We start from the raw sequence: 24,210 nt of genomic DNA on the forward strand, positions 1-24,210 counted from the left end.
AGCGGACGAAGCGGCGACCGGCCCGATCAACGGTGAGCGCTGGGCGACGCAAATGCGGCGCGATGCGCGTGGCGCGCAAGCACAGCCAGTCCGGCCAGCACAGCGAATGGCAGCAGCAAAGCCCAGAACGCGGCGACGCGATAGCCCAGTGCGCCGCCCGCCGCGCCCACACCGAATGCGATGACGGCAGGCACCATCTTCTGGAGGCGTGCACGGGCTGCTGCTTTCAGGTCGGCCTGGATATGCGGCGACAGCAAATCGACCGCGTCGAGAATGACCTGCGTGACATTGCCGGTCATGACGGTGTTCGGCACGGACGCGCGCGAAACCAGCCGGCCGTGCGCATTCTGCACACCCATTGCCGCTGCGCCCGCCATGCCGCACAGGACGGTAGGCCAGCTACTCGCATCCGCTGCGCGGCCAATTTCGATGCCGGCGATGCAAAACGCGAGCAGCAACACCGCCTGCAGCGAATACAGCAACGAGGCCACATGCAACGGACCCGCAAGCTGCTGCCGGCGCGCCAGCAGACTGGAAACAACAACGCCGCCGATAAATGCGGGAAACGCCATCAGCTTGAGGAACACGCCCTGCCCGAACCCTGCGATGTCAGCTCCGATCAACACGAAGTTGCCGGTCACGTGCGCAGTAAAAAGACCGAACAGCGCGACAAAACCCAGCGTATCGACATATCCGGCAAGCGCGGCAAGCACACTGTCTTCCGACTTCATCCCACTGCTCCACTGCATTGATTGCATTCGCTGTGCGCCATGCCGGCTTCCGGCTTACTTCGCTGCTGCGTGAATCTCGGCGATATAGCCGCCAGGAAATTGCACGAGCGCGGCGTCGCGCTTATCCGACGCAAACGGCTGCACCAGCACGGTCGCGCCCGCTGCTTGTGCTTTCTGCAATGTGCTCGCAAGGTCGCTCACCTCGTAGCCGGTCATTTCGTGGCCGAACGGGTAAGGCAAGTGTCCGTCGGTGACCAGCACGGTCATCTTGCCGAAGCCCGATTCCACGCGAATACGTCGATACGTATCGCCAGACCGGCCGATCTCGACTCCCGGCGCATTGCGAACGTCCGACACCACCTTGCCGTGCGCAAAGATCGTGAAATCGCGCACTAGCGCATCGGCACGTTCGGGCGAGACGTACACGCGGTTCTCCGGCACCGTCTGCAACGCGTCGTAGTGAGGTGCCTGCGTGTGCCAGTAAAGCTGCATATGCACACCGCCCGGCCAAGACACGATCGCATCGCGGCCGATCGGATCCGGGAAGGTATCGACGATCACATCGGCGCCGTGCGCCCTGGCCGCTTTCACGGCGGCATCCATATCGGTCACCAGATAGCCGGTACGTTCGCCGCCGAACGGATACGGCACCGGCGTCTTGAAGCCGAATACCGATAGCGTGCCGACCGGTGTGAACACCAGCTGCGACATCGTCTGGCTAGGTGTCGGCGTTACCTGAAACACGCCTTGCCGGGACTTGTGGCCGCCGAACGTCGCCACCAGGCTGTCGGTGAATTTATCGAAGTCTTGCGGCTCGACGTACACGTGCGTCGTGTCGTATTGCGGACCGACGGCAAGCGAGGCTGCCGTCGCGGCCTTTGCGTGCGCAAGCGGCAACGCAGCAGCCATGGAACTCGCGACGATGACCGCCGCAACCAGAGAACGTAAATTACGCATGGTGAAAAAATTCCTTCAGATTTGCGATCCACACAACCATCACGAACGCGCCCAACAGCCCGAGATGCTCGAAAAAACCGTTCAGCGCGATGAAACGCTCGACGCCGGTGCGATTCCAGAAGTCGTTCGCCACCAGCATGGCCACTGCCGTCAGCGCGCCGAGGCCGCCCGCGCCGAGCCACACGAACCGGTTGAAAATCACGCATAGCGAGCCGCCGATCTCCACTGCGATCGCAGCGGCTGCCCATATCGCGGCCGGACGTAAACCGAAATGCTGCTGCTCCAGCAGCGCGCCGTGAAAATCCATCAGCTTGTTCACACCGCCCAGCAGATAAGCCGATACGAGCGCAAACCGGAGCAGCGGCAACACCCACCGCTGACCGAGCAGCGCGGCAACCCACGACGGGTTGTCTTGCATGCCAGCCTTCACGTCAAACGGCCCAGCAGGCGCAACCGAGTGCACCCCAGAAGCCTTTGAGGTCCGACGTAGGCGCATTGCCCGACCACGCGCGCAGGTGATCGTGACCATGCACGCCACACCCGGACGCACAACCGCATCCCGCCGCCGCAACTTTCTGCAACGGCGCAGCTTCTCCACCGATGGCGTTCTTCCATCCACCAAAGCCGCCAAAGCGGCGCACCGGCGACCAGTCCGGCATGGCCGGCGGCACCGCACAGTCGTCGAACGAGGCGAACTGATCCACGCCGTACACGACCTTGCCGCCGACGACCGTGAGCAGCGACGTCGTATCGGCAATATCGTCTTCCGCGCATGCAAAGAAATCGCGATCCGGCACGATCAGATCGGCGAACTGGCCAACCTGAATCTGGCCTTTCCTGCCTTCCTCATTCGAAAACCACGTGACCTTCTCGGTCCACATGCGCAACGCCGTCTCGCGATTCAGGCAGTTGCGCTGCGGATACATCCGCAAACCGCCGACCGTCTTGCCGGTAACGAGCCACGCGAGCGCAACCCACGGGTTGTACGATGCAACTCGGGTCGCGTCGGTCCCGGCGGAGGTGCGCACGCCTTTTTCAAGCATGCGTGCCACCGGCGGCGTCGCTTCAGCGGCCTTCGTGCCATAGCGCTCGACGAAGTACTCGCCCTGATAGGCCATCCGGTGTTGCACGGCAACCCCGCCGCCTAGCGCCGCGATCCGGTCCATCGACTTCTCGCTGATCGTCTCCGCATGATCGAAGAACCAGTGCAAGCCTGCGAGCGGCACATCCCTGTTCACCTTCTCGAACACATCCAGCGCGCGAGAGATGGTTTCGTCGTAAGTCGCGTGCATCCGCCACGGCCAGCGATTCTCGGCAAGCACACGCACTACACCCTCGAGATCGTCTTCCATCTGCTCGGGCATGTCCGGGCGCTCGACGCGAAAATCCTCGAAGTCCGCGGCCGAGAACACCAGCATTTCGCCGGCACCGTTATGGCGAAAATAATCGTTGCCCTGCTTGTAGGTCGACGACTTCGTCCAGTTGATGAAGTCTTCTTTCTCTGCCTTCGGCTTTTGCGTAAAGAGGTTGTACGCAAGACGGATAGTCATTTGCCCGGCGTCCGACAGCTTCTGGATCACCTGATAGTCTTCCGGATAGTTCTGGAAGCCACCGCCCGCATCGATCGCACCGGTCACGCCCAATCGATTCAGTTCGCGCATGAAGTGGCGCGTCGAATTGATCTGATAGTCGAGCGGCAGCTTCGGGCCTTTTGCGAGCGTCGCGTAGAGGATCGCTGCATTCGGTTTGGCCAGCAGCAGGCCGGTCGGATTGCCAGCACCGTCGCGCACGATCTGGCCGCCCGGCGGCGCCGGCGTGTCCTTCGTATAGCCGACCACGCGCAATGCCGCCGCATTCAGCAGCGCCCGGTCGTACAGATGCAGGATGAACACTGGCGTATCGGGTGCGACTGCATTCAGTTCGTCGATGGTCGGCAGACGCTTCTCGTCGAATTGATGTTCGGTGAAGCCGCCTACCACGCGTACCCACTGCGGCGCTGGCGTAATCGCAACCTGCGCGCGCAGCATGTCCATCGCGACAGCAAGCGAGCGCACGCCATCCCAGCGCAATTCCATGTTGAAGTTCAGCCCGCCGCGAATGATGTGCGTGTGGTTATCGATCAAACCCGGCAATGCCGGGCGGCCCTTCAGGTCGATCACGCGCGTGGCGGAACCGGCGACGCGCATTACCTCGGCATCGCCGCCGACTGCGACGAACTTGCCATCCTTGATCGCAACCGCAGTTGCCGTGGGATTGGCACGATCGAGCGTGGTGAACCGGCCGTTGTGCAGCACCAGATCCGGTGCGTTGACAGAGGCATTCATAGCTGAGTCTTATCCGTGTTGTCGGCCATGCGGGTTTCGGTTCGCGCATTGCCGTGACGGCCGGGCAGCAGACCAAACATATGGCTCGAACATTGACTATTTCGCCAGGCAGCGGCGAAGGTGGTGCCGGCGAGCAGATTCTTCGCGACCGGGATCACCTGCTCGCCACCGAGCATTCCGAGCAACCCGAGCAGCGCGATGAGCGGCGGCGCTGGCGAGCGCACATTGATCAGGCTGTAGATGATGCCGACCAGCACGCCGGCTCCGAGCGACAACAGATAGAGTTTCATGAGTACCCTGATGTCGAATAGGTCCGGTCGTCGCCACCGGATCCAGCCGGCGGCACAACGAGCCGGCGTGAAAAATCAGTGCCCTTCCGAACCGCCGAACATCGTCTTTGCGTAGATCAGACCGAGGCCGTAACCGCCACCATGCGCAATCGAAGTCTTGACCGTTTCGTCGTAGGTATCGGTGCGTGCCCAGTCGCGCTGCAGTTCGAGCAGGTACTGCAGCGACGTCATCGGCCGTGCGCCCATCTGAACCATGCGATCTAGCGCGCGCTCGTGAGCCTCGTCGGAGACGTCGCCGCATGCATCGGCAATCACGTAGACCTCGAAGCCCTGCTCGATCGCCGACAGCGCCGGCCCGACGATGCACACGCTGGTCCACAAGCCCGCCAGCACGAGACGCGACTTGCCGATCTCGTTGACGCGCGCCGTGATACGCGCGTCTTCCCACGTGTTCATCGACGTGCGGTCGATGGTTTGCTGACCCGGGAAGGTCGAGCTGATTTCTTCGAAGATCGGACCGGAGAAGGTCTTTTCCGCAACTGTCGTGAGGATCGTCGATACCCCGAACTCGCGAGCGGCCTTCGCGACCAGTGCGACGTTGTTGCGCAGCAAGACGGCGTCGATCGACTTCGTCGCAAAAGCCATCTGCGATTGATGGTCGATCATGATCAGCGTGTGGTCGTTGGGCGACAACAGGGCTTTTCCAGGTTTCGCTTGGGCTTGGGCCATTTCGATTACTCCAGTCGATTGAAGACACGCAAAGTCTTGTGAATTGCGCGGGTTTGCAATGCGCGATGCACAAGGCAACGTCTAGCCATGCGCGCGGCGATTGCGTGCTAAAGGAATGTGAACGGGATGATCGTCGAGACGCTTGAGGAATGCAGACCAGTCTAGGGCAGCTTGGCCATCCGCTCTATCATGCCGTTGGCCACAACTTGCTATACCTCGGTCTAGATTGACTAAGCGGTAGCTTCTTTTTTGCCACGCAAATTTGCATGACGCAGCTGAACATGACAGACGTGACTAGACGCGCGAAGCCGCAACGCTTTGCGCTCTTTCTTTAGGCTCTGGAGAACGCGCGCTCGCCGCGCGCGAATAGAAACGAGCTGTCCTTAGCCGTTCACCACCCTGAGTGACGGCGCCGCGGACAGCTCGAGTGTCGTCGCCTTACGAACCAGCTCCGCCAGCGACGAAACATTCATCTTGCGCATCACCGCGGCACGATGCAGCTTCACCGTGATCAGGCTCAAGCCGAGATGCAATGCAATGTGCTTGTTCTGCGCGCCGCTGATCACATGCGACAACACCTGGCGCTCGCGCGGTGTCAGCAATTCATACGCGCTGCGCAATTCGCGACGTACCTTATCCGCGGCACGTCGCTTCTCGTCGATCAACAGTGCGGCGCTGACCGCATCGATCAATTCCTGGTCTGCAAACGGCTTCACCAGAAAATCGATCGCACCGCCTTTCATGGCCCGCTTGCAGATTTCGACGTCCGCAAAACCCGTCATGAAGATGATCGGTACGGTGGGCCGGTCGTAGCTCTGCTGCTGAAACACGAGTCCGCTTTCGCCACGCAGGCGCACGTCGAGCACAAGGCAGCCGGGCCGCTGATCGAAATGATTGGCTCGAAACTCCGCGGTGCTGGCAAAGGTTTTCACTTGCCAGCCGACCGATCGAAGCAGCAAGTCAAGAGACAAGCAGATTGCCGCATCGTCGTCCACCACATAAACGACGGGTGCCGCATTGTCCTCTCCTACCGACATTACCATTTACGATGATCCGGGTTGCAGCGACGTGATCGCCTTCGATACCAGTACGATAGAAACCGGGCCGCCTCTCAGTCGTCCCATTCGGAACCGAGAATCAGCCCACAATAATTGATGCGGCAGAAGTCAGGCTTGCATCGATCGAGCACATCGGCATTGACGGTGCCGAATGTCGTCGCGGGCCGCCATGCCATGCCGTCGGCCAACGCGTCGAGAATCAGCGACTTGAATGCGCGGCCGCGCGGATAGGCCCGAACCACTTCGGCACGGTCGTCATAAGGAATTTCATCGAAATGCAGGGCCATCAGGTCGGTTTCGATGCCGGCATGCAGCAGCTCGACAAGCGGCGCCTCGAAGCCGGCCAACCCGAACGTGGTGTGCAGTGCAATCGCATTCCACACCTTGCGCGCGTCGGGCTCCGGCACGCCATGTCTTGCCAGCAGTGCGAGCGCCGCATCCGCGCCGTCCAGCTCGAACCTGCGGCGCGAGTCCCGGTAGCGCGATGCGAGCCCATGATGATGAAAGACCGCGGCAACGAACAGCAGTGGCCCGGAAAACGCGAGCATTCGCTGCCGGCCGATCAGCGACGCGAACAGGAACACCCGGAACGCGTGACGGATCAGCACCTCGGGCATGTCCTGCTGCGCAATGGCGATCGCCTGCTGCGCCATTTCACTGTCCGGCATCGTAATTCCTGCGACATGCGCCTCCATCGCCTCTCCCTGCCCGGTCACCGCCCGTCGTTCGCCAACGAGATGCACGAGCAGTGTAGGTCTGCCGAGCCTTGAAGTCCTTTAAGGTCCTTTAAAGTTCTGTTGCGCGCCTTAAATGTCCTGAATTCAGATTCGTAAGCAGATAGTCAGCCGGCGTCGCCTGCAAGTTCCACCGCCGTCAGGCCGAAGCCAAATGCGCCTTGCCGCGCCGCATGTTCCAGCGCGGCAAGGAGCCACGTCTGCGCTTCGTGTTCGCTCTGCATCGCTAGCGCGATATCTGCGCGAATCCGGCACAGCGCGGCGTAGTACCACTTGTTTCCGGTTTCCTTCGACAGCCGCAGGGCATCGTCGAGCGCAAGCAGCGCTTCAGCATGGTTATCGCGTGATAGCCACGCGGTGGCAAGTTGCCCGAGCAAAAATGGCACAGGCGCGAGGCAGCCGGCGGCCTGCAACTGGTCGATCGCCTCGCTGAAGCGCAGCATCTGCGGCTCTTCACGATCGGTCATGCAGGCAACGCACGCATCGTAGGCTTCGCTGCAAAGCAGCCAGCCCGAAAAGCCGGCGCGCTGCGCACGTGTGCGCAACGCTTCGTTGGCGTCGCGGGCAAGCGTGGCATCCTGCATCAGCAGCGCCAATGGCACGCTTGCCTCGCAGAGCACATAGCAGGTCGTCATTTCGTCAGCGTGATCGATCGCTGCGCCAAGTGCCGTCCTCGCGTGCGTCAGCGCATCGGCATGGTCGCCTTGCGCCCAGCGCACGCGCGCCAGTGTGGCGCGCGCGCAGATGCCGTGGTCGATCCGCGCGCCGGCCGTGTGCCAGCGGTGCACGGCATGGCTGGACGCGTCGATCACCGATTCGAGGTGCTCGCGCGCCGAGTGCTGGTTGCCGATGTAGTGCAGCGCGATGCCGAGTACGCGGCGCGCCATGATCTGATGGGATTCGCGCCCCGACCGCCGTGCACAGGCGGCGAACCGGTATGCGTGGACCAGCGCGCCGCGCGCATCGCCGCGACATTGCCGCATTTCCCATAGGCCCCAGATTGCGCGTGCCTCGATTTCGAGGTCGCTGAGCGCCAACGCGTCGGCCAATACCTGGGTCCACTGCTGCAAAACCGCGTCTGCCGGTCCCTCCGAATAGGCTAGCGCCGCTGCATACGCCGCATTTAAACGCAGCACGGCAGACCTGAATTCAACCAGCCGCCCGGGTTGCTCGAGCTGTTTGAGTTGTTCACATTGTTCGAGTTGTTCGATCACCTGCAGTGCCTGAGCGGCACGCTTCGCGCATTCGTCGATCAGCGCCATGTCGAATAGCAGCGGAACCGCGGCGGCGGCCAGTTCACTGCCGACGCATGGGTCGCCCGCAGCGCCGAATGCCCAATCCAGCGCAGCCCGCAAATTGCCGAGTTCGTGGCGAGCGAGCGCGCAATCGTGTGGCGCCGGCGGCGCGCCGTGACCTGCCGGTCGTTGCTGAAATAGCTGCATGAAATAGAGCGCATGCGTCTGTGCCGCAGAACGCGCCTCGCCGTTGTCCTGCAACTGCTGCAGCGCGTAGGCGCGGGTCGACTCGAGCATCCGGTAGCGTGGCACATCGCTGTTCTCAAGTACCACCAGCGACTTCGACACCAGCCCGCTCAACGCATGCAGCGTTTCCGCGTGCGACCTCTGCGGCGCCATCACATGCGCTGCCGCATCGAACGTGAATCCGCTGACGAACACACCAAGGCGGCGGAACAGCGTGCGCTCGACATCGTTCAGCAGCCTGTAGCTCCAGTCGAACGCCGCCTTAAGCGTCTGGTGGCGCGGCAATGCGGTTCGTGGACCGCCGGCGAGAATGCGAAAGCGGTCGTCGAGATGCTCGGCAAGCGGTTCGATGCCGAGCGTGGCGGCACGCGCCGCCGCGAGTTCGATGGCAAGCGGAATGCCGTCCAGCCGCCGGCAAACCTGAGCGATATGATCGAGCGTGCGCGCATCGGTCGGAAAGTGCTGATTGGCCGCGTGAATCCGCGCGAGAAAAAGCTGCACCGCGCTCGCTTCGAGTATCGCGGATGCGGGGTCCCCCTCTTGCGGCGTGTCGAGCGGAGCGATGCTGAACAATGTCTCGCCTCGCGCGCGCAATGCTTCGCGGCTGGTTGCGAGCACCACCGTATCCGCGCCGCTGGACGCAAACCGCTCGGCCAGTTCGGCAGCAGCCTCGATGACGTGCTCGCAGTTGTCGAGCACGATCAGCGTACGCCTGCCGGCAAAGCCATTGACCATCTGCTCGATGGCCAGTTGTCCCGCGGGTGCCTTCGTGGGTCCCCTCGTCGGTGCCTTCGTGGGTGCGTTGATACCCAGGGCCGAGGCAACCGCATCGGGCACGAACCATTGCTCCGACACGTCCGCGAGCGCAATGAAATGCACACCGCCCTCGAAACGGCTCGCAGCTTGTGCGGCGACCGCGAGTGCCACGCTGGTTTTGCCGATGCCGCCGGGGCCAACGAGCGTAACGGTGCGATGGCGTTCGAGCAATGCGCCGATTTCGGCAACCAGCGCCTGCCGGCCGAACAACGGTGTCTGTCCCGCCGCCACAGATGCCGGCAGCGTCGCCGGCGCAGCCCGCGGCGCAGACACCTCTAGCGCCGGCCGCACCAGCACGTAGCCGCGTCCCGACACGGTGCGAATCAGATCACGATGCTTGCCGAACACACGCCTCAGGGTAGCGATGTGCACCTGCAGGTTGTTTTCCTGAACGATCGTGTCGGGCCACACCTCGCGAATGATGTCGTCCTTCGATACGAGCGTACCCTCTGCGCGAATCAGCAATTCGAGAATACTGAATGCGCGGCTGCCGATGGAAATCAATTCACCGTCAACTTCGATTTCCCGGGTGTCCAACCTCACCTGGATATTTCCAATCTGTACCATTGCGTGGGTATCCAGGCTGATTCGGTTGATGGACCACCCGTGTTGCAGCGAAGCGTTTGTTCAGACGGCGAATGGTACGCCACGACAAACCGGCAAGCATTGGAAGTTTTTGAACGAACAGTACAAAAAAGTTGAAACGTCGCGCGCCCATGCGTCGCGCGTTCGCATGTCCGGCAAGCTTCAGGGTTCCAGATAGACATGCCGCGACTTTGCATTTTCCGTTTGCACAATGCAATGACGGTCGATAATTTTTCAGAAAAATTAATAAATACCGCGCGACAATCGTGAATACTTTTTATGGCTCGTTATTCTGAATGGCGGCTTGCCGGGTGTTCGAATAAGGCAATCGATTGGCAGAACCCGGCGGCAGCAATTGAATTACACACTTTGAACCCGCTCGACTCGCTTTGCCCTCACATCACGCCGAGCAACCGGTCGATCATGTCCGGATGATCGAGCTGATCGACCCACCATTGCAGCGCACGGCCCATTTCGTCATCGCGCCATGCGAGGTAGCACTGCGTTTCTTCGCGCATACCGGTCACGCGTTTGGCGATCAGCCGGCCCTCGGCGATCGGACCGGCCGCGACGCAGGCGGGCAGCGTGCCGACCGCCAGGCCCTCGCACTGCGCCTCCAGTTTCGCTTGCAGCGTCGGCACCGCAATATTCGATTGCCCGGGTTCGCTGGCGACGGTGCGCGGGTCCAGTTCACGCGACGTATCGCTGATCACCGCGCCGCGATGTTCGGCAATCACCTTAAGCGGAATCGGTTCCCCCAGCCCGGCAATCGGGTGATGCGGGGCAACGGCAAACACGTGCTGCAAGATGCCGATCGGACGCGTGACCAGATGCGCGATCTCAGGCAATTCGCCGGCGGCGCCGACCACCAGGTCTGCGCGCCGATAGATCAGCGCATCCCATGTACCGCCGAGCACTTCGCGCGACAGCCGCAGGTGCGTATCGATGCCTTCGTCGTAAAAGCGATGCACGTATGGCCAGATCGAGTCTAAAGGCAGGATTTCGTCCACGCAGATACGCAATTCGGACTCCCAGCCGTCCTGCACGCGCCGCGCCTTGCGCTCGAGCTGCTCCGCTGCGAACAGCAGCCGGCGCCCGTCTTCCACGACGACCCGGCCCGCGTGCGTGAGCTTGACGCGGCGCCCGGTGCGGTCGAACAGCTGCACAGCGAGATCGCTTTCGAGCTTCTGCACCAGATAGGTCAGCGCGGATGGGACCCGATGCAGCAGCTCCGCTGCTTCGGTGAAGGTACCTGTCCTGTCGATGGCATCGAGTGCTTCGAGTACGTCGAATGACAACTTCATGCGTGAATCTCCTTTGGGCCCTGCTGCAAGCCGGGCGTGAACCCCACACATCCTTTCCTGCGGCCATCCATGTCAAGGCCGGGTTCATCGATTGTTCAGTTCAAAGCAGATGCTTCGGCACCCCAGCATCGCATATGCCGTTGCGTCGCGCATCGATTGCATCGGGTGCATGCGTACACGGGAAACGTAGCATCGCGAACAATCCACCAGACGAAGCAAACTGGAATGCGATTGAAGGCTTGCTTAATTTTTATAAAAGAAGGAAGGATTCGAGCCGCAATAACGTTTCCGCCTCGCGACTTAGCCGCCAGGAGATTAAAGAATTGCGCTCACCGACCGACACCAACGACCCGTGGCTCCGCATGGTCAGCCTGTTGCAGGTAGGCTCCGCGCCGTCAGCGGACACCCTGCGCGTTCCGACGGAAAGCGATGGATGCCAACGCCGCAGCGGCCTGGGCCCGGCCGCGCCTTGCGAAAATCACGGCAGTACCGTGAACATCATCGACCGCCCGAGTTCGAATACCGTCACCATCGCGTGGCGCGATGCGACACGCGGTTCGTATGGCGATCAGTTATGGCGCCGCATTCGGGCGCGCAGCCACGGCGTATGTGCAATCAGCGGTGCCTTTATCTTGCGCGGCGAGAGCGTGTTCAGCCCATGGCCGGCGCGGCCACCGTCAGCGAATGCCGGCGCGATGATCCTCGCGTCGCTGCTCGACGCGATTCAGTTAGAGCCCGATACGGCCCTCGCAGAGCCTGCCGATCGCCACAGGCTGGCGTCGGACCAAAGGAAAGGTGGGGAGATGCCAGGCGGCATCGATTGAAGCCGATCTCGTTTCGCGAGACCCGGGCGGGCAGCGCCTTCGAATGGCACGAGGCCCCGCCCGGCAGTTCGTCATTGCGTCGAGATGAACAGCGGTTCGACGCCGTCACCCGCCGCACTGATCGGCGAATTCCACGCGGTTGCGTCCGCTACGCTTGGCGCGGTACAGCGCCGCATCCGCCAACCCATACGCGGTGCCGAAATCGGTTCCACGCGGATTGGTGCTGACACCAAAGCTGGCCGTAATGCTCCGGTCGACCGGCGCCGCAAACACATAGCTGCCGATCGCATTGCGTAAGCTATCTGCCAGCAAGCGCGCATTGGCCGCGTCGCAGCCGGGCAGAATCACGGTGAACTCCTCGCCGCCGACGCGCCCGATAAAGCCCTTGTCGCCAACCATGCGCCGCAGGCAATCCACCACGCCCAGGATCACCGAATCGCCGGTCGGATGGCCAAAATCGTCGTTGACGCGTTTGAACTCGTCGATATCCAGCACGATCATCACCGCCTGGCTGGTGCGCAGCACTTTCGAGGTTCGCTCGATCACCGCGCTGCGGTTCAGCACACCGGTCAGCGCATCATGCGTGGCGCGATGCGCCAGTTGCTGGGCGAGCGCCTGCATCTCGCGTTCCGCGCGGTCGCTGCGGCCAATCAGCCGCCGCGTCTCGCGCATCAGGCGCTCGAAGTGTCCGATCAGCTCCCCCAGCGACTGGTGGTACTCCGCTGCATCTGCATCGACATTCGCATGGATCGCGCGCGCCTTCTCCAGTGCCCCGGTCTCGTTCTGAAACAGGTCGGGCACGTCGCTCATCGATGTATCCGCAGGAGAAATCCTCGGCACCTTGTTATCCTTGGTGTGAGACCGGACGATCGGTGAATTCGATAGCGTGGAAGTCGGCCTTCAGCTCCTCACCGAATTCGAAAATCGTTTCGTCTTCTTCGTCGCGGAACCAGTTCATCAACACCCGGCTGCCGGACTGCGCGGCCTGATCCAGCGCGTCGAACATGCTGAACAGCATCTTCGTGCTGGAGCTGTTGAAGTAGGTCAGCACCACGTCGATGGTGATCACGGCGCCCGCCGCCTCGGCGAGGTACTTCCGCAATTGTTCGATGATCGGCGCATAGAACGCCGCTGCGTTTTCCGGGTAAGACTCGCCCCTCAGCAGCAACGTATGCTGATCGAATTTGAAATCGACTTCCGGGGACGTTGCCGATGCGGCAATGTGCAAATTATCCATGGCTCGTGCGCCTCCTTACTCAGATGATGGCCTTGAGGCAAAACAGCGTGGTTTCAGGGTCGTCGGTACGCGGATAGAAAGCGAATTCAAGCGGCGCGCTGGCATCGCGCGCCATCGTCAAGAACCCCAATCCCGCGCCCTTGCTTTCCTCCGGGGTCTCGGCTCGCAGCGAGACCTTATAGGCCTGCTTGATCTCTTCAAGCGACATGTTGCGCAGCGGCTCCAGCTTGTTGCGCAGGTGCTCCACGTCGGCGGTCGCTATCGGGTTGACGCACAGCATCAGATGCCGCTCGTCTTCCCTGCTGATGCATACCGCACCTTCGCGAATCGCACCGCCGCCCTGACCGTCCGGCTGCAGCGCATCCGCTGAATAATGAACGATGTTCTGCGACAGTTCGACGAACGCCGAAAACAGCTTACGGCGCGTCGGGCCGCTAATCCCCGCCACTTCCAGTTGCAACCTCACCACCTCGCCCATGGCCGCGACGATGTTGTGAGAAAAATAGCCCTTATGATAAAAGAGCACGTTGCGCCTTTGGGCGAGGTCAAAAAAGGCGTTGTCCGGTTCGAGTAATAAAGACATTCTTGTTAATGGCTAAACGCGGGCACAAAATAAGGTGACGTCGTCGCGACGGGGTTGCACGCCTTGCCAGTCGGCCAGCGCCCGCCGCACATTCTCGCAGATTGCCGAGGGTGTCTCGGCACGTTGCTCAAGGATCAGGCCGAGCGCACGGCGCCGCCCGAAAGAAATCTTGCGCGATCCACCGATCTGATCGGTCAGACCGTCCGTGCAAACGAATACCAGGCTGCCGGACGGAACCGGGATGGTTCGCAACTTCCACGCATAATCAGCAAGGCTGTCGACGTAGCCGACGCCCATGCGGTCGCCGGCAATCGTCTCGAACTGCTCGCCGTCGGGCAACAGGATATGCAGCGCGATTCTCGCCCCGGCAAAATGCAGCTGGCTTTGCGCGGCGTCGAACCAGAAAAACGCCGCATCGAGACCGTCGTTCGATTGCGCCACTTCGGCCGTGCTGTTCACCTGCCCCAGCAGCGCCTTGACGTTGCGGTTGACCGCCGCCAGCAACGCCGCCGGCTCGCGCGGACCGATCTGCTCCAGCGCCTGTGAAAGCGAGGCCGAAGCGAGCAGCGTCATGAAAGCGCCGGGCACACCGTGCCCGGTGCAATCGGCTACCGCGCCGAACCAGCCTTCCGGGTAGGCCGCGAAATGATAGAAGTCGCCGCCCACCACGTCGCGCGGCTCCCACACCAGAGCGGCATCCTGCAGGCGCGCTTCGAGCGTTTCGCGCGACGTACGCAGCATCGCGCGCTGGATCACACTGGCGTACTCGATGCTCTGCATGATCTGGCGATTTTTTTCCGCCTGCGCTTCTGCCACTGCGCCCAGCAGTTGCAGACCGCTGCCCAAGCCGGCGAAATGCCCACCGCGCGTGACGATGAAGCCGTCGATCAAGGCCTTTTCGCCCACCTCGACGGTCTTGAAGGTCAACGCTTCGATGCTCATGTCGGCATCGACGATCAACGGCTCCTTGTCCATGAACGCGATACAGCTCTTCTTGCCGTACAACTCGCGATGGAAAGGCTTGCTCATCTGCGACAGAAAGATATCGCGATTGATGAGCCCGATCGGACGATTCTTTTCGGTCACGGCGAGGCTTGCCATGTCGCTACGTGAGGAAAAAATTTCCATCACGAGCGAGTTGGGGTCGTCCGATTTAACGGTCGGCGCCTCCTGGCATAATTCCCCGGCAGAGCGTGGGTCCCGTTGTGCGCTGGAACGGCGAAACCGCGAAAACGCTGGATGCATGGTGGCACTGGCCAATCGTGGATAAAACCCAGCACGCTAATATTTTTCCGTGTACTGTGCGTGACAGCAAGCGTGTTCGGTAAACCCTCGCATGGTAACGCTGTTTGCTAGCCGAATCCAAGCCGAAACATATAAAAATTACTGGCCTGCAATGCGCGTGTTTTGCTATCCGGCCATATTGGCTGCAGCAAACGTTTGCCGTGCAGATCAATGAAGCCGCTTTAAATACAGCCGTGCATTTGAACACCGTTATCGATCACAACGTGAACGACACCATTCACGGGCGTCGTTCACGCAGACCATCGATCGCGTTACGCCTGGCGTAACGGCCTGAAACTCACGCGCAGCTCGTCGGAAAACGATTGCGGCTGCTCCCATGCCGCAAAATGGCCGCCTTTAGGAAGTCGGTTGTAATGAATCAGCTTCGGGTACGCCTTCTCGGTCCAGCTGCGCGGCGCGGCGTAGATCTCATCCGGAAAGACGCTGACCGCAACCGGAAGCGTGATGTGCTTCGGCGCAAAGAAGTTGAGCTTGTTTTCCCAGTACAGCCGTGCCGACGAGATGCCGGTGTTGGTCACCCAGTAGAGCGTGGCATTGTCGAGGATGTCGTCGCGCGACAGCCCTTCCTGCTGCCCATCGAACACACGGGTGATCAGCGCTTCACTGGCAGCATCGTGATCGATCATCCAGGCGGCGAGTCCGATCGGCGAATCTTCGATGCCATACAGCGTCTGCGGACGGCCCGCCATCTCCTGTGCGTAGCCAAGGCCATGCTTGTAGAAGAAGTCGAGCTGGTCGAACGCGTGCTGCTCGTCGGGGGAAAGACCCGCCGGCGCCGGCTGGCCATACTTCAGCGCATTGGCGATGTCGTCGGGTACCGTGGCCGGCATGTTGGTGTGAATGCCGAGCAACCCGGGCGGCGTCAGCAACGCCATCTGTTCGGTCACGGCATTGCCCCAGTCCCCGCCTTGCGCGACGTAACGTGTATAGCCGAGCCGCTGCATCAGCACCACCCATGCGCGCGCGATACGCTGCGGGTCCCAGCCCGTCGTGGTCGGCTTGCCTGAAAACCCGTAGCCGGGCAGCGACGGAATCACCACGTCGAAGGCATCGGCTGCGCTGCCGCCATGCGCAGTCGGATTGGTCAGCGGATCGATGATCTTCAGCTGCTCGATGATCGACCCCGGCCAACCGTGCGTAACGATAACCGGCAGTGCGTTTTCATGTTTCGAACGCACATGAATGAAGTGGATATCGACGCCGTCGATCTCGGTGACGAACTGCGGCAACGCGTTCAGTCGCGCTTCGACCTTGCGCCAGTTGTAATCCGTCGACCAATAGGCGGCGAGTTTTTGCATCGTCGCGAGCTGCACGCCTTGCGACGCGTCCGGCACGGTTTCGCGGTCCGGCCATTTCGTTGCCTTGATACGTCGACGCAAATCGGCCAGTTGCGCGTCCGGCACGTGCACGCGCAGCGGACGAATCGTGGCCTTGTCGCCGCCCTTGGGCGGCGCGACCTGGGTGATCGGCTGCTTGCCGGTATCGGCCAGCGCAAATCCGCTCAATGAACCCGCCATCACGGCTGCCGCGGCTGCGCCGATAAAGCGGCGGCGCGACGGCGCCTCAGGAAGAATATCGTTCGACATACAAGCTCCTATTCGTCAATGCCTTCGTTTGGACAGAGCGCAATGCATCTCACAGATATATGCAATCCTGAGTGTGTGGATTGTCGGCCCTGCTTCGACCGCAAACAATGAATCGCGGTTGTTGAAGCCATTATGTAAAGACCCGCAGGCAGCGTAAATGCCGACACGAGTACAACACTTGTGAATGCCTGGAAAGAAAGCACGCCGCCTGATACATGGGAGGCGGTTTTGACTTCAGGCGTTGACCGATTGTTGTGAAGATTCGGCGTGACGGCGCCGAGACTCTGTCGCAGCGTACTTGCGGCGTCGCAAAGACATCTTTCGAACGCGTCGATGCGCGCTGCTTCTGGCAGAATATTCGCTTGCCCCTTGTTTTTCGCCAGCGCCGAAAATGCCCGTACATCCTCGCTCCATCCTGCTGCTAGCCTTCCCGAATGTTCAATTGCTCGACGTATGCGGGCCGTTGCAGGTATTCGCGTCCGCCAATGAACTCGCAGCAAAACGCGGGCAGCCGCAGCCCTACGCGCCGCGCGTCATTGCCGCCGAGGCGGGGCTCGTCACCTCGTCGTCCGGCCTTGCGCTGCAGGCCGATTCGCTGCGCTCGGTGAAGGGCCCGGTCGACACCTTCATCGTTCCGGGCGGCAGCGGCGTAATCGCCGCGGCGCAAGACTCGCGTCTGATCCTGTGGGCGCAGCGCCAGGCGCCCCGCTCGGTGCGCGTCGCGTCGGTCTGCTCGGGCGCGTTCGTGCTGGCCGAGGCGGGCCTGCTGGACGGGCGGCGCGTCGCGACACACTGGGCCCGCTGCAACGAACTCGCGCAGCGTTATCCGCAATTGCGCGTCGAAGCCGACCCGATCTTCATCCGCGACGGCGCGATCTGGACCTCGGCCGGCGTCACGGCGGGAATCGATCTCGCGCTTGCGCTCGTCGAAGAGGACCACGGCCGCGCGATGGCACTCGACGTTGCACGCGAACTGGTGGTGTTTCTGAAGCGGCCTGGCGGCCAGTCGCAGTTCAGCACGATGTTGTCGATGCAAAAAGCCGACGACCGCTTCGACGAATTGCATGCATGGATGACGGCACACCTCACCTCCGATCTGTCGGTGCCGATGCTGGCGCGGCGGGCGAATATGAGCGAGCGCAGCTTTATGCGGCACTACAAGGCGGAAACGGGGCGCACACCCGCGCGCGCCGTCGAGCAACTGCGGGTGGAGGCCGCGCAGCGGCTACTGGGCGAAACCTCGTGGTCGATCAAGCGGATCGCCACCCGTTGCGGGTTCGGCAGTGAAGAAACGATGCGCTGCAGTTTTATTCGTCTGCTGCGCGTCGCGCCGCAGGTCTATCGCGAGCGTTTTGCGATTTCGTAACGCGCCGCATACGCTGGCGCATCCCGAACATGCGAAACGCCGCGATCGCCTCGGCATAGCGCCGCGGCGCTGAAGCCTCAAGCCTCGCGCTGCGGCGACCGTGTGCTCCTCAGCTTGCTCGGCGTAACACCCAGACGTTCGCGAAAGCACGCGCTCATATGCGCATGCGATGAAAAGCCCACCGCCAACGCGATATCGGCAAGCGGTTGACGCGACGTGCCCAGCATATGCCGCGCTTTGGCGATACGCCTGTCGATCAGATAGCTGTGCGGATTCACGCCAACGGCCGCCTTGAACGCGCGAATGAAAAAACCTTCTGATAAGCCCAACGCTCCCGCGATTTCGCCGACACGGATTTTCTGCTCCATGTGGCAGTCGATATATTCATCGATTCGCTTCAGGCGATTGGGTGTGATCCATGCGCCATTGCTGGGAAAAGTTTGACCCACGGAAAGAATCGCCCGCACACGCTCGACCAGAATCTCGGCTTGCACCTCGATCAATTCAGCAGCTGTGTACCCATCGGCCAGAAGATGCCGGCGAATCGCGTGTGCCGCTTCAATTGCAGCCGCGTCGATCACATCGCTGAATTGTCGTGCAGGCAAGTGTGCGAGACGGCCGGGCGTCGCTTCGACGATGCGCAGGTATTCGCCGCCCGCCGGCGATGCCGAATACACGTCGCAACCCGGCGGCACGAAGCCGAGGCCATTCGGTTTGGCCCGAAACGGCTTGATGCGATCGCTGCCGAACGCATGCGTGCCGCTTTGCGCATCGAACGCAACGCCGAGCACCGCGCGCGCGGGCGCATAAGCGGCTTCGTACCTCTCGGCCGGCAGAAGTTCGACCTGCCAGTCGCCGGCGATGAGACTCTCCATGGAAGCATCCTCTGACATTGCGCAGCTGACACGATGCGACGCGCGGTACGTGTCACATCATTACGTCAGTTTTCTGATAGCCAGCCGCGCAGCGATTCGGCAATCATACCTTTGGCGCCGCATCAGGTCCTCACACCCGTGGTACAGCTATGTTTTCGTTAGACAGAAAAACCCGCAAGCTCTTCTATGAAGACCCACTGGCTTTCCAGCACACGGCGAAGGTCGTAAAACTCGGCCACGATTTCGTCGAACTGGATCAAACCGTCGCGTATCCCGAAGGCGGCGGCCAGGATCCGGACCATGGAGAGTTCGTCCTGCCCGACGGTCGGGTCATCCGGTTCGTCCACGTGCGCAAGATGTACGGCAACCGCGCACCGCTACCCGGCTTCCCGGATATTTCGGTAGACGGCGTGATCGAGCACGTCATATGCGCCGACGACTTGCCCCACCTGCACATCTTGCAGCCGGGCATGGACGTGTTAGTGCGCATCGACCGCTTGCGCAGGGCTCAGCTGTCGTTGAGCCACACCGCGTCGCACCTGCTCTATCTGGGCATCGGCGCAGTGCGCCCCGACGCGATTGCGGAAACCATCGGCTGCCACATTGCGATCGAATCGGCACGCTTCGACTTCTGGATATCGGATCGTTTCACGCCCGAAGAAATCGGGGAGATTGCAAGACTCGCCAACGCGTATATCGGCCGCAACAGCGCCGTGGAGACTTACGCGCATGAAGCACACGCGGATGCGCGCTATTGGCGTTGCGAAGGTCAGGTGATTCCATGTGGCGGCACGCATATCGCGTCGACCGGACCGGTCCAGCACGTCGAGGTACGCAGAAAGAGCGTTGGCAAAGGGAAAGAACGCGTGTCCTGCAGCTTTCCCTTGTCGCGTGCCGATCTGCTGGTCGATCTCTACCACTGAGTTTTTACCATTGCGCAGCGGCCAGTCTTTTAGACCAGCACGCCGTCACGCGCGACGATCTTCCCCGCCGACACCACCAGCTTGCGCACCGGCCGCGCCACCACCGCTTCGGCCGGCGTTCGCGCGTCGACCAGCACGAGATCCGCGCGCATGCCGGGCAGCAGCCCGTAATCCGCAAAGCCGCAGCCGCGCGCCGCGCCGTGCGTCACGCAATCGAGCGCGACCTCCAGCTCGTCGTCGCGCCGGAAGTCGTTACGCATGCCGATCAGCATCGCGCGCTCGAGCATGTCGGGCGAGCCGTATGGCGTCCACGTATCGCGGATCCCGTCGTTGCCGCCGATCACGGTTACGCCCGCCGTGCGACAAGCCATCACCGGAGGTACCGCAACCGACGCTGGCGCCGTCGTTACGATGGCGACGCCGAGCCGCGCCATGCGCTCGAGCAACGCGTCGCGCTCGCGCGGCGCAAGATCGCCGAGACAAAAGCCATGGCTGATCACCACCTTGCCTTGCATGCCGAGCGCAGCGGTGCGCTGCAGGATCAGATCGAGCGAATCGGCGCCCATCGTCGAGCGCTCGTGCAGATGAAGGTCCAGCCCACATCCGTGCCGGTCTGCAAGCCCGAACAGCAGGTCGAGCGCGACCACCGCATCGCCTTCGATCGCGCATGGATCGAGGCCGCCGAGCAGATCGGCGCCGGCACGCAGCGCATCGGCGAGCAGCGCATCAGTGCCCGCGCGCTTCAAAATGCCCGATTGCGGAAACGCGACAATCTGGATTTCGATTTGCCCGCGTAGCGCCTCACGTGTCTCAAGGACGCCGTGCAGATGCCGCAAACCGGCGTCGGTATCGACGTCCACGTGCGTGCGCAAACGCGTCGTGCCCGCGGCGAGAAACGCGCGCGCCAATGCAAACGACTGCGCACCCGCGTCATGCCCGCTTGTCGCGCGCCAGCGGCGTTCGTTTTCGATCCGCTCGACAAGGCTCGGCGCAACTTCGTTGCGATACCAGCGCATGCCCCAGTGGGTCTTGTCGAGATGCGTGTGACCTTCGACGAGACCGGGCAGCACCAGCGCGCCCGCGCCTTCTTCGACGACGCAGTCCGCTTGCCCGGCAATAGCCGGCGCAGCGTCGGCAATACGCCCGCGGTCGATGAGAATATCGAGCGCGTCGCCCGTGCTCGTACGTACGTCGCGAATCAGCAAGGAGGTCATGTCGATAGGGGCACGATGTGGCTCACAGCATGCAATGTATCCGGTAACCGGCCGGCTCGCGACCGCTGCACTGTATCGACGCATGCTCAGCGCGTCGCTCGTTCGGCCCGTCACCGTCGCACGCCTGCACCGGACAAGCCACGCATGCTTCCTGCATCGGCCATTCCGCGCGACTTCACACTGACTCAAAAACTACATCCAAATTTCACAGATTCAATACACAGGTGCGCCAGACTGCCTCGATACCCATCGGTCGAGGAGACATCCATGACGGTTGCCGTGCGCGCTTATCTGTCCCCCACACTGGTTCTGCTGGCGCTCGACTGGCCGCAGGGCAAGGACCGCGCCGATTTTCTCGGCTTCGCGATCAAGCGCACCCCCGGATTTCTCGATCCGTCCGGCCGCGAACGCGAGGCGAGCAGCTGGCTGCCGAACCGCGTAACCTTCAACGGGCCGGTGCCCGACGCGCAACGCGATGCACCCACCAACGTCGCGCCGATCCAGAAGTTCATGTGGTGGGATGCGCGCATCGATCCGCCGGACCGCAACAAGCATTTCGAATACGACGTGTACCCGGTAGTCGGCAAGCCAACCGCGCCGCAACTGCTCGACAACGAAAAAGGTACCTGTAGCTTCACGCTGCCGGACCATATGGAGCGCGGCATCGGCAGCTGGTTCAACCGCGCGGTGGTCAGCTCGCAGGCTTTTTCGCGGATGGTGGCGACGCTCAAGCTCAAGCCGAACGAGACCCCGTCACCCGACGACGCACTGCGTCTGCGCACGTGGCTCGCCAACGATCTCGAGCAGACCTTCGCGACCGTGTTCTCCGGCGCGCGCCACGCGGCCTCGGCGGTGTACCACCTGACCGACCCGCTGTGGGCGATTCCGGCCTTCAAGGCGTTCGGCAAGCAGCACGGCAAGGGCGCGCTCGCGCTGGTGTACGACTCGCATCAGGTGACCAGCAAAGGCAAGCCGCCGCAGCCGTCGCCGAACCAGCAGGCAGTCGACGCGCTGGAAGGGCTCGCCGCGCTCGCGCCACGCGACAAGACGCACATCATGCATAACAAGTTCATCGTCAGCGACGATGGCGAAGGCCAGATCCGCGCGGACCAGGTGCTGACCGGCTCGGCCAACTTCACCACCGAAGGGCTGACCGAACAGGCCAACGTGCTGCATCTGTTCGAATCGGCGGAACTTGCGCAGTTGTACAACAATCGCGCCGCGAGCCTCGCGCAAAACCCGACCATCGGCGAAACGGCCAAGCTGTCGAACGGCTGGTCCGAACCGGTGACGATCGGCGACGCGAAGGTCCGCGTGTGCTTTTCGCCGGAGCCGAAGGACAAGCGCACGCAGATCGACACGATCGTCGCGGCGATCAACGCGGCGCAGCATTCGGTGGTGTTCTGCCTGTTCATGCCGACCGACGCGCCGCTGCGCGATGCGTGCTTCGCTGCCGGCGACAAGGGGCTGATGATGTTCGGCCTCGTCAATCACATCAGCGAGAAATCGGCGCAGGAAGCCGACGAGGCGCAGCAGGCCGGCAAGGTGGTCAGTACCACGGCGCTGGCGAACATGGAGCTGTACCACCGCAGCAGCACGCAGAAGGATGTGATCGATGCCGCGTACTTCTCGCCGGCTACCGTACCCGAAGGGTTTTTGCCGGAGATGCAGCTGTTTCCGGGCGAGCACGCGCCGTCTTACGCGCCGGTCATCATCCATCACAAGTTTCTCGTGATCGATGCGGAAGGCGACAATCCGATCGTCTATACCGGATCGGCGAACATGAGCAACAACTCGGAGCACTTCAACGACGAGAACCTGCTGGAGATTCGCGATAAACATGTGGCCGGTACGTATCTCGCCGAGTTTCTGCGGCTTTACGAGCATTACCGCGCGCGGGCCATTGCGATTGCCGAACAGCAGCGCGGCGGCCAGCATCAGCGGCTCGTGCTGAAACCGGACAGCAGCTGGGCTGCGAAGTACTTCATCGACGGCACGCCGGAATCGAAGGCCCGTGTCGCGCTTGCAAGCGACGTGAACTGAGCGCGGAACTGACCGCGAGGTGGCCGCGCAATACCGGGCGGCCGCCTCGCGCTTGCGCTACTCCTCCTCTTCGAGCAGCGCGTCGCGATGCTCTTGCGGCTTCGACAGCCAATGCCGATGCAGCATGCGCTCGACGATACGCCCGCCGATCAGCAGCACCATGAACATCAGCGTTGCGACCAGCGCCACCGACCACGCACCGGCGCCGCACACAATACCAAGCGCCGCCGTCACCCAGATCGATGCGGCGGTGGTCAGGCCGCGAATCTTGTCGGTCGCCGCGTTCTGCACGATCACGCCCGCGCCTAGAAAACCGATGCCGGTGACGATGCCCTGAATCGCGCGCGACGCTTCCGCGCTGCCCATTACGCCGTGCATCATGAAGCCGCCGCCGGCCATGGTGACGAGACACGCGCCCAGCGCGACCAGACCGAGCGTTTTTACGCCGGTCGGTTTGCCGCGCATATTGCGATCGACGCCAATGACGCAGCCCAGCAGCATCGCAATCACCATGCGTAGCAAGGCTTCGTGAAAGACCGGATCGGGCAGCATGCGTCAGCGCGCGCCGCTTGCGGTTACGGCTTCCACGGCCACGATGGGTATACGCCGGCGCCGGCCAGCGCTTCATCGGGTGCCGCCGGCTGCGGGTGATCGGCCGAGGCGGCGGCCGCGGCTTTGCGGGGCCGCGCGGGCTCGACTGCGGCCGGTTCGGTTGGCATCGGCGGCAAGCCTTCGCCGAACCACGATACCTCCGCTTTCAGGCTGTCGACGTACGCGTGCCAGCCCGCTTCGTTTGCAGTAAAAAGCGCGTCGCGTACGACGAGTGCGAGCCGCTCGCGATCCAGCTCTGCTTCGAGCAGCACTTGCGGCCACGTGGCAAATGCCGCGCTCGCGCGCTGCGCAAATGCCTGCGGCGTCAGCGCGGCGGGCATCTGTTGCAGCAACGGGTGCTTCGCGAGCGCACGATGCGCGGCTGCGAGCTCGCGTACGGTATGGCTGGAATCGCTGGCGGAAAGCGTCAGCAGCGTGTTCATCGTGTCGAGAACCGTACCGAGGTGCAACAACAGTGCCCGGCGTTCAAATGCATCTTTCATCACATATTCCGTCCGTCTGTCTGGTCCACCATTCTAGACCGACTGACGCAGCGTTCCGCGAAACACCGTACAGCACGGTATTGATGACGGAAATGTCATGTTCGTCTCATCTTCGCACTGTAGCGCGTACGTAGCATCGAGCGCATTCCGT

Annotated in this window: 23 protein-coding genes; 4 read left to right on the forward strand and 19 right to left on the reverse strand. The window is 62.2% G+C overall.

Going from position 1 to position 24,210, the window contains the following annotated elements:
• Positions 1-26: 26 nt before the first annotated feature.
• From ACYVNQ_RS16550 to ACYVNQ_RS16595, 10 genes are all read right to left on the reverse strand, one after another.
• Entirely contained in the window at positions 27-731 is a 705-nt protein-coding gene (locus tag ACYVNQ_RS16550; protein WP_460903629.1) for a YoaK family protein, read from the reverse strand.
• A gap of 54 nt (positions 732-785) precedes the next feature.
• Positions 786-1,688: a glyoxalase gene (locus ACYVNQ_RS16555; protein WP_460903630.1), complete on the reverse strand. Its 903-nt coding sequence runs from the start codon at positions 1,686-1,688 to the stop codon at positions 786-788.
• Positions 1,681-2,106 carry a DoxX family protein gene (locus ACYVNQ_RS16560; RefSeq protein ID WP_460903631.1) on the reverse strand — a complete coding sequence of 142 codons (426 nt, stop codon included), beginning with the start codon at positions 2,104-2,106 and terminating at the stop codon, positions 1,681-1,683. The genes ACYVNQ_RS16555 and ACYVNQ_RS16560 overlap by 8 nt, the downstream gene beginning before the upstream one ends.
• A gap of 13 nt (positions 2,107-2,119) precedes the next feature.
• Positions 2,120-4,012 carry an amidohydrolase gene (locus tag ACYVNQ_RS16565; protein WP_460903632.1) on the reverse strand — a complete coding sequence of 631 codons (1,893 nt, stop codon included), beginning with the start codon at positions 4,010-4,012 and terminating at the stop codon, positions 2,120-2,122.
• The gene (locus tag ACYVNQ_RS16570) at positions 4,009-4,302 is read right to left on the reverse strand and encodes a XapX domain-containing protein (RefSeq protein ID WP_460903633.1); all 294 of its coding nucleotides are present in this window, start codon (positions 4,300-4,302) and stop codon (positions 4,009-4,011) included. The genes ACYVNQ_RS16565 and ACYVNQ_RS16570 overlap by 4 nt, the downstream gene beginning before the upstream one ends.
• Before the next feature lie 75 nt (positions 4,303-4,377).
• Positions 4,378-5,031 (reverse strand): hydrolase, encoded by a 654-nt coding sequence (locus ACYVNQ_RS16575; protein WP_460903634.1) that lies wholly within the window; start codon positions 5,029-5,031, stop codon positions 4,378-4,380.
• Positions 5,032-5,414: 383 nt separating this feature from the next.
• The gene (locus ACYVNQ_RS16580) at positions 5,415-6,074 is read right to left on the reverse strand and encodes a response regulator transcription factor (protein ID WP_460903635.1); all 660 of its coding nucleotides are present in this window, start codon (positions 6,072-6,074) and stop codon (positions 5,415-5,417) included.
• Positions 6,075-6,142: 68 nt separating this feature from the next.
• Positions 6,143-6,757: an HD domain-containing protein gene (locus tag ACYVNQ_RS16585; protein WP_460903636.1), complete on the reverse strand. Its 615-nt coding sequence runs from the start codon at positions 6,755-6,757 to the stop codon at positions 6,143-6,145.
• A gap of 173 nt (positions 6,758-6,930) precedes the next feature.
• Positions 6,931-9,687: a winged helix-turn-helix domain-containing protein gene (locus ACYVNQ_RS16590; RefSeq protein WP_460903637.1), complete on the reverse strand. Its 2,757-nt coding sequence runs from the start codon at positions 9,685-9,687 to the stop codon at positions 6,931-6,933.
• A gap of 413 nt (positions 9,688-10,100) precedes the next feature.
• Positions 10,101-11,009 carry a LysR family transcriptional regulator gene (locus ACYVNQ_RS16595; RefSeq protein ID WP_460903638.1) on the reverse strand — a complete coding sequence of 303 codons (909 nt, stop codon included), beginning with the start codon at positions 11,007-11,009 and terminating at the stop codon, positions 10,101-10,103.
• A 2-nt stretch (positions 11,010-11,011) separates the two neighbouring features.
• On the opposite strand from ACYVNQ_RS16595, the gene ACYVNQ_RS16600 reads away from it, so the two are divergent.
• A complete protein-coding gene (locus ACYVNQ_RS16600; protein ID WP_460903639.1) occupies positions 11,012-11,833 on the forward strand; it encodes a DUF3331 domain-containing protein in 822 nt (273 codons plus the stop codon).
• A 105-nt stretch (positions 11,834-11,938) separates the two neighbouring features.
• Here the strand turns inward: ACYVNQ_RS16600 and ACYVNQ_RS16605 are convergent, their stop codons facing one another.
• From ACYVNQ_RS16605 to ACYVNQ_RS16625, 5 genes are all read right to left on the reverse strand, one after another.
• The gene (locus tag ACYVNQ_RS16605; protein WP_460903640.1) at positions 11,939-12,643 is read right to left on the reverse strand and encodes a GGDEF domain-containing protein; all 705 of its coding nucleotides are present in this window, start codon (positions 12,641-12,643) and stop codon (positions 11,939-11,941) included.
• A gap of 34 nt (positions 12,644-12,677) precedes the next feature.
• Positions 12,678-13,070 carry a DUF1987 domain-containing protein gene (locus tag ACYVNQ_RS16610; RefSeq protein WP_460903641.1) on the reverse strand — a complete coding sequence of 131 codons (393 nt, stop codon included), beginning with the start codon at positions 13,068-13,070 and terminating at the stop codon, positions 12,678-12,680.
• Between the two features lie 19 nt (positions 13,071-13,089).
• On the reverse strand, positions 13,090-13,653 hold the full coding sequence (locus tag ACYVNQ_RS16615) for a SiaB family protein kinase (RefSeq protein WP_460903642.1): 564 nt from the start codon (positions 13,651-13,653) through the stop codon (positions 13,090-13,092).
• Between the two features lie 12 nt (positions 13,654-13,665).
• Positions 13,666-14,781, reverse strand: a complete 1,116-nt coding sequence (locus tag ACYVNQ_RS16620) for a SpoIIE family protein phosphatase (RefSeq protein ID WP_460903643.1) — start codon at positions 14,779-14,781, stop codon at positions 13,666-13,668.
• A gap of 428 nt (positions 14,782-15,209) precedes the next feature.
• Positions 15,210-16,544 carry an epoxide hydrolase family protein gene (locus ACYVNQ_RS16625; protein ID WP_460903644.1) on the reverse strand — a complete coding sequence of 445 codons (1,335 nt, stop codon included), beginning with the start codon at positions 16,542-16,544 and terminating at the stop codon, positions 15,210-15,212.
• A gap of 391 nt (positions 16,545-16,935) precedes the next feature.
• Between ACYVNQ_RS16625 and ACYVNQ_RS16630 the strand changes: the two genes are divergently transcribed.
• Positions 16,936-17,910: a GlxA family transcriptional regulator gene (locus ACYVNQ_RS16630; protein WP_460903645.1), complete on the forward strand. Its 975-nt coding sequence runs from the start codon at positions 16,936-16,938 to the stop codon at positions 17,908-17,910.
• Positions 17,911-17,987: 77 nt separating this feature from the next.
• Here the strand turns inward: ACYVNQ_RS16630 and ACYVNQ_RS16635 are convergent, their stop codons facing one another.
• Positions 17,988-18,785: a helix-turn-helix domain-containing protein gene (locus ACYVNQ_RS16635; RefSeq protein WP_460903646.1), complete on the reverse strand. Its 798-nt coding sequence runs from the start codon at positions 18,783-18,785 to the stop codon at positions 17,988-17,990.
• Between the two features lie 149 nt (positions 18,786-18,934).
• Between ACYVNQ_RS16635 and ACYVNQ_RS16640 the strand changes: the two genes are divergently transcribed.
• Complete coding sequence (locus ACYVNQ_RS16640; RefSeq protein ID WP_460903647.1) at positions 18,935-19,708, forward strand: alanyl-tRNA editing protein; 774 nt, start codon at positions 18,935-18,937, stop codon at positions 19,706-19,708.
• Positions 19,709-19,737: 29 nt separating this feature from the next.
• Here ACYVNQ_RS16640 and ACYVNQ_RS16645 read toward each other — a convergent pair whose 3' ends face one another.
• A complete protein-coding gene (locus tag ACYVNQ_RS16645) occupies positions 19,738-20,922 on the reverse strand; it encodes an amidohydrolase family protein (RefSeq protein ID WP_460903648.1) in 1,185 nt (394 codons plus the stop codon).
• 267 nt (positions 20,923-21,189) lie between these two features.
• Between ACYVNQ_RS16645 and ACYVNQ_RS16650 the strand changes: the two genes are divergently transcribed.
• A complete protein-coding gene (locus tag ACYVNQ_RS16650; RefSeq protein ID WP_460903649.1) occupies positions 21,190-22,965 on the forward strand; it encodes a phospholipase D-like domain-containing protein in 1,776 nt (591 codons plus the stop codon).
• 57 nt (positions 22,966-23,022) lie between these two features.
• On the opposite strand, the gene ACYVNQ_RS16655 is transcribed toward ACYVNQ_RS16650, so the two are convergent.
• Positions 23,023-23,517 carry an MgtC/SapB family protein gene (locus tag ACYVNQ_RS16655; RefSeq protein ID WP_460903650.1) on the reverse strand — a complete coding sequence of 165 codons (495 nt, stop codon included), beginning with the start codon at positions 23,515-23,517 and terminating at the stop codon, positions 23,023-23,025.
• Between the two features lie 23 nt (positions 23,518-23,540).
• The gene (locus ACYVNQ_RS16660) at positions 23,541-24,059 is read right to left on the reverse strand and encodes a hypothetical protein (protein ID WP_460903651.1); all 519 of its coding nucleotides are present in this window, start codon (positions 24,057-24,059) and stop codon (positions 23,541-23,543) included.
• Positions 24,060-24,210 lie beyond the last annotated feature (151 nt).

The organism is Paraburkholderia jirisanensis (genome assembly GCF_054782355.1).